Source organism: Pseudomonas sp. GM24 (genome assembly GCF_000282235.1).
Taxonomy (GTDB): domain Bacteria; phylum Pseudomonadota; class Gammaproteobacteria; order Pseudomonadales; family Pseudomonadaceae; genus Aquipseudomonas.
Map to the genome: position 1 here is coordinate 1 of NZ_AKJR01000056.1, position 4,619 is coordinate 4,619.

The following is a 4,619-nucleotide window of genomic DNA, read 5'->3' on the forward strand; positions in this document are numbered from 1 at the left end:
GAGAGCAGGCTCACTCCTACAAGGGGTACGCATTTCAACTGTAGGAGTGAGCCTGCTCGCGATGAACCGCGCAGCGGTTCCCGAAGACACTCAGGCCGTGGTGTGTTCTTCCATTGCCGCTTTGTAAATCGAGTTCTTCGGCTGCGCAAACAGCCTTTCCATCATTGGCTCAAAGAAGCTCAATGGCAGCGTGTCATAGTCAGGATCAAACGCCGCCGCATCGTATATGGCACAGAACTCGGCAGTCGCTTGATACTGCGGATGACCGGCGAACTGCTCGCGCAGATGCCGATCCATGCCCAAATGATGAAAAAAGTAATAACCCTGAAACACCCCGTGCTTCTCGACCATCCACAAATTTTCGGCACTGACGAACGGCTTGAGGATCGCCGCGGCAATGTCCGGATGGTTGTAGGAACCCAAGGTGTCGCCGATGTCATGCAACAACGCGCAAACCACATACTCCTCGTCGCGCCCGTCACGAAAGGCGCGGGTGGCGGTTTGCAGTGAGTGAGTCAGACGATCCACCGGGAAACCACCGAAGTCGCCTTCGAGCAGTTTCAGGTGAGTCAGGATTCGCGAAGGCAGTCGCTTGGCGTAGGCACTGAAGTCGGCGGCGATGATCGCCCAGTCTTCCTGCGTACCGTCCTTCATATGAGTGAAGCGGGCATTGGCATTCATTGGCTGACCCTCATTCAGAACGCCACGCGACCCAGAATCATGTCGCGGTACATGACGAAGTCGCCGAACAGGCTGTACAGCGGATGCTGGAAAGTCGCCGGTCGGTTCTTTTCAAAGAAGAAGTGCCCGACCCAGGCGAAGCTGTAGCCGGCCAGCGGCACGGCCAAAAGCAGCAGCCATGCGCCTTTGGCGATGGTCATCGCCAGAATGAAAATCACCAGCGTGGTGCCGATGAAATGCAGGCGCCGGCAGGTGCTGTCGCTGTGTTCGCTGAGGTAGTACGGATAGAACTCAGCGAAGCTGTTGAAATGCTTGATGTTTTCCACGACCGCGTTCTCTGTGGTTATTGTTCTGGCGACGAGTTGTTCTGCGGGTAGCTTATTTGAGTCTAGAGTGATCATTGGCGTGGGCCAGTGACAATCGGCGCCACTTTAGTATCCTTGGCAAATCAGGCCGTAGCATGCGGCCCCTCATGTAAAAGAAAAACGCCATGAGCGAACGAACGACTTCTGCAAGCTGGGCGATGGGGATTGTCAAAGCATTGGAGATGGACGGCCTGGATTGCCGGGTTCTGTTCAAGCAACTGGGGCTCGATTACACGGCTCTGGATGATCCGGATGCGCGCTTCCCGCAAGATTCCATGACCCGCCTCTGGCAACGGGCGGTCGAGTTGTCCGGTAATCCGGCGATCGGCCTGAACATGGGCAAAGTGGTGCGCCCGGCGTCGTTTCATGTCGCCGGCTACGCGTTGATGTCGAGCAATACCCTGGCCGAAGGCTTCCAGCGGCTGGTGCGCTATCAGCGCATCATCGCCGAAAGTGCCGACCTGAGTTTCCGTCTGCTGGATGAAGGTTACGCGCTGATTCTGACGGTGCACGGCGACCATCTGCCGCCGACCCGGCAAAGCGCCGAAGCCTCGCTGGCCTGTGCGCTGGGCCTGTGCGGCTGGTTGACCGGACGCACGCTGCACCCGGTCAAAGTCTTGGTGCAGGGCGCCGAACCCGATGACCTGGAACCCTATAAACAAGCTTTCCACGCGCCACTGATGTTCAACGCACCGTACGATGCGCTGATCTTCGAGCGTGCCGACATGGAAGCGCCGCTGCCCACCGCCAACGAGGCGATGGCGCTGTTGCATGACCGGTTTGCCGGGGAATACCTGGCGCGTTTCTCCGAAAGCCGCGTGACCCACAAGGCGCGGCAGGTGTTGTGCCGTTTGCTGCCGCAAGGTGAACCGAAGCGCGATACCGTGGCGCAAACCCTGCATTTGTCGCAGCGCACTTTGCAGCGTCGTTTGCAGGAGGAGGGCACGAGTTTTCAGCAACTGCTCGACGACACCCGCCGTGAACTGGCCGAGCAGTATCTGGCGCAGCCGAGCATGACCTTGCTGGAAATCGCTTATCTGTTGGGGTTTGCCGACCCGAGCAACTTCTTTCGCGCGTTCCGTCGCTGGTTCGACACCACGCCCGGCGATTACCGGACGCGGTTGTTGCAGGCGCCGGGTGCGGTCAGTGACGCCAAAAGGCCGGAATACACAGCACAAACACCGTAATGATCTCCAGGCGGCCGAGCAGCATGCCGAACGACAGGATCCACTTGGCCGCATCCGGCAGGGTGGCGAAGTTGCCCGCCGGGCCGATGGTTTCGCCCAGGCCCGGGCCGACGCCGGACACGGTGCTGGCGGCGCCGGTCAGCGCGGTCATCCAGTCGACGCCAAGCAGCGACAGGAGCAGGGCGATCACGCAGATGGTGATGGCGAAGAAGAACGAAAAGGTCAGAATCGAACGGACGATCTCTTCGTCGAGACGGTGGCCGTTGTACTTCTGTTTGATCACCGCGCGTGGGTGAATCAACTGATTAAGGTTGGCCTTGAGGAGGATGTAGGCGACCTGGAAACGGAAGATCTTGATCCCGCCCGCCGTCGACCCGGAACAGCCGCCGACAAATCCCAGATAGAAAAACAACATCAGCGAGAAGTTGCCCCACAGGCTGTAGTCGCCAAGGGCAAAACCGGTAGTGGTGACCACTGACGTCACGTTCAGCGCCACGTGGCGCAGCGCCTCCAGCCAATGCAGATTGGTTGTCCACCAGTACCAGGTGCCGAGCACCAGCCAGGTCACCAGCAACATCCCGAGCAAACCCTGCACTTGCTGATCCTTGATCAGCGCCTTGCGGTTGCCGCGCAACGTCGCCACGTACAGGGTGAACGGCAGGCTGCCGAGAATCATGATAACCACCGCGACCCAATGCACCGCCGGTTGCGTCCACTTGGCCAGCGACTGGTCGGAGGTCGAGAACCCGCCGGTGGAAATCGCCGACATCGCGTGGTTGATCGCGTCGAACGGGCTCATTCCGGCCCACCAGAACGCCAGACTACCGAGGATGGTAATGCCGACATAAGCCGCCACGATCAGTCGCGCCACCATGTGCGAGCGCGGCATGACCTTTTCCGAACGGTCCGAGGATTCGGTCTGGAACAGGCGCATGCCACCGATCCGCAGCAGCGGCAGAATCGCTACCGCCATACCGATAAAGCCGATCCCGCCGATCCAGTGCAGTAACGAGCGCCACATCAGGATCCCGGGGGACATGTTGTCGAGGCCATTGAGCACGGTCGAGCCGGTCGCGGTAATGCCCGACATGCTTTCGAAAAACGAGTCGGTGTAGCTGATGTGCTGAGTCAGCAGAAACGGCAGCGCAGCGAAAATGCATACCACCAGCCAACTGCTGACGGTCAGCAGATACATATCGCGCGGGCGCAGATGTATGTGTTCGGGGCGGCCGGGAATCACCAGCGCGAGGCCGGCGACAAAGGTGATCATGCTCGCCCAGAGGAACGACGGCAGGTCGCTGGTGCGCTCGAAAATCACCAGGGTGGCCATCGGCACGACCATGGCCACGGCCAGGGTGATCAGGAAGATGCCGATGATGAAACCAATGATCCGTAAGGTCGGCAACGCCATGAAGTCCGCTCGGGCTGATGTGGGAAGGGCGCCATTCTACCCGTGGGGCAGGGCATGTAAACCGGCATCCTGTTGGCAGATGAAGCTAGAATAGCCGCACATTTTTCTCAGGAGGTGGCCGATGCAGGCTCTCGACGCGTTGCTCAACCGTGTTTCCGTTCCACGACTGGTCGAACCGGCCCCCACTGCCGAGCAGCGCGAAGCCCTGTTTGGTGCCGCGTTGCGCGCGCCGGATCACGGGCACTTGCAGCCGTATCGCTTTCTGACCATCGAAGGTGCGGCACGCGAGCAAATGGGCGAGTTGCTGGCCGAGGCTGCGCAACTGCAGGAAGGCGAAGTCACCGAAGCGATGATCGACAAGGCGCGCAACGGCCCGCTGCGTGCACCGCTAGTGGTTGTGGTGATCGCTAAATTGCAGGAGCACGTTAAATATCCGAAGGCCGAGCAGTTGCTCGCTGCCGGGTGTGCGGCGCACGGGATTTTGCTGGCGGCGTATGCGCAGGGGATTGGTGCGGTTTGGCGTACGGGGGATCTGGCTTACTCCCAGCATGTGGCCAAAGGCTTGGGCTTGGTTGAGGGTGAAGAAGTGATTGCGTTCTTGTACCTCGGCACGCCGCAGAAAGAACCGCGTGTGGCGGAGAAGGTTGATCTGGCTGAGTTCGTCAGCGCCTGGCCGGGTAAGGCCTGAAGATCAAAAGCCCCTCACCCTAACCCTCTCCCGGAGGGAGAGGGGACTGATTGGGGGATGCTGTAGAGGTACGCCGACCTGAAAGTGCTCAGCTGAATCCAGAGTCGATAACGGCTCCAATGCATTTCGAACTCGGAGTCGATAACGGCTCCAATGCATTTCGAGCTCGGAGTCGATAACGGTTCCGATGCATTTCGAATCCAGAGTCGGCGACGATTCACGTGCCTTCCGGATCCATAATCAACTCGATTCTTCAGGTCGATTTATAGCGCAAGACACCTCGGTCG

5 protein-coding genes are annotated in these 4,619 nt (G+C 59.5%); 2 read left to right on the forward strand and 3 right to left on the reverse strand.

Features of this window, described 5'->3' with window-relative positions; all coding sequences use genetic code 11:
• Positions 1-90: 90 nt before the first annotated feature.
• The gene (locus PMI23_RS09090) at positions 91-681 is read right to left on the reverse strand and encodes an HD domain-containing protein (RefSeq protein ID WP_007919699.1); all 591 of its coding nucleotides are present in this window, start codon (positions 679-681) and stop codon (positions 91-93) included.
• Between the two features lie 14 nt (positions 682-695).
• Complete coding sequence (locus tag PMI23_RS09095) at positions 696-1,007, reverse strand: DUF962 domain-containing protein (protein ID WP_007919693.1); 312 nt, start codon at positions 1,005-1,007, stop codon at positions 696-698.
• 164 nt (positions 1,008-1,171) lie between these two features.
• Between PMI23_RS09095 and PMI23_RS09100 the strand changes: the two genes are divergently transcribed.
• Positions 1,172-2,233 (forward strand): AraC family transcriptional regulator, encoded by a 1,062-nt coding sequence (locus PMI23_RS09100; RefSeq protein ID WP_202949280.1) that lies wholly within the window; start codon positions 1,172-1,174, stop codon positions 2,231-2,233.
• Here the strand turns inward: PMI23_RS09100 and PMI23_RS09105 are convergent.
• Complete coding sequence (locus tag PMI23_RS09105) at positions 2,190-3,644, reverse strand: TrkH family potassium uptake protein (RefSeq protein ID WP_007919691.1); 1,455 nt, start codon at positions 3,642-3,644, stop codon at positions 2,190-2,192. The two genes, PMI23_RS09100 and PMI23_RS09105, sit on opposite strands and share 44 nt — an antisense overlap.
• Positions 3,645-3,765: 121 nt before the next feature.
• On the opposite strand from PMI23_RS09105, the gene PMI23_RS09110 reads away from it, so the two are divergent.
• Positions 3,766-4,332, forward strand: coding sequence for a nitroreductase family protein (locus tag PMI23_RS09110; protein ID WP_007919690.1), 567 nt, complete (start codon positions 3,766-3,768; stop codon positions 4,330-4,332).
• The last annotated feature ends 287 nt before the right edge of the window (positions 4,333-4,619 follow it).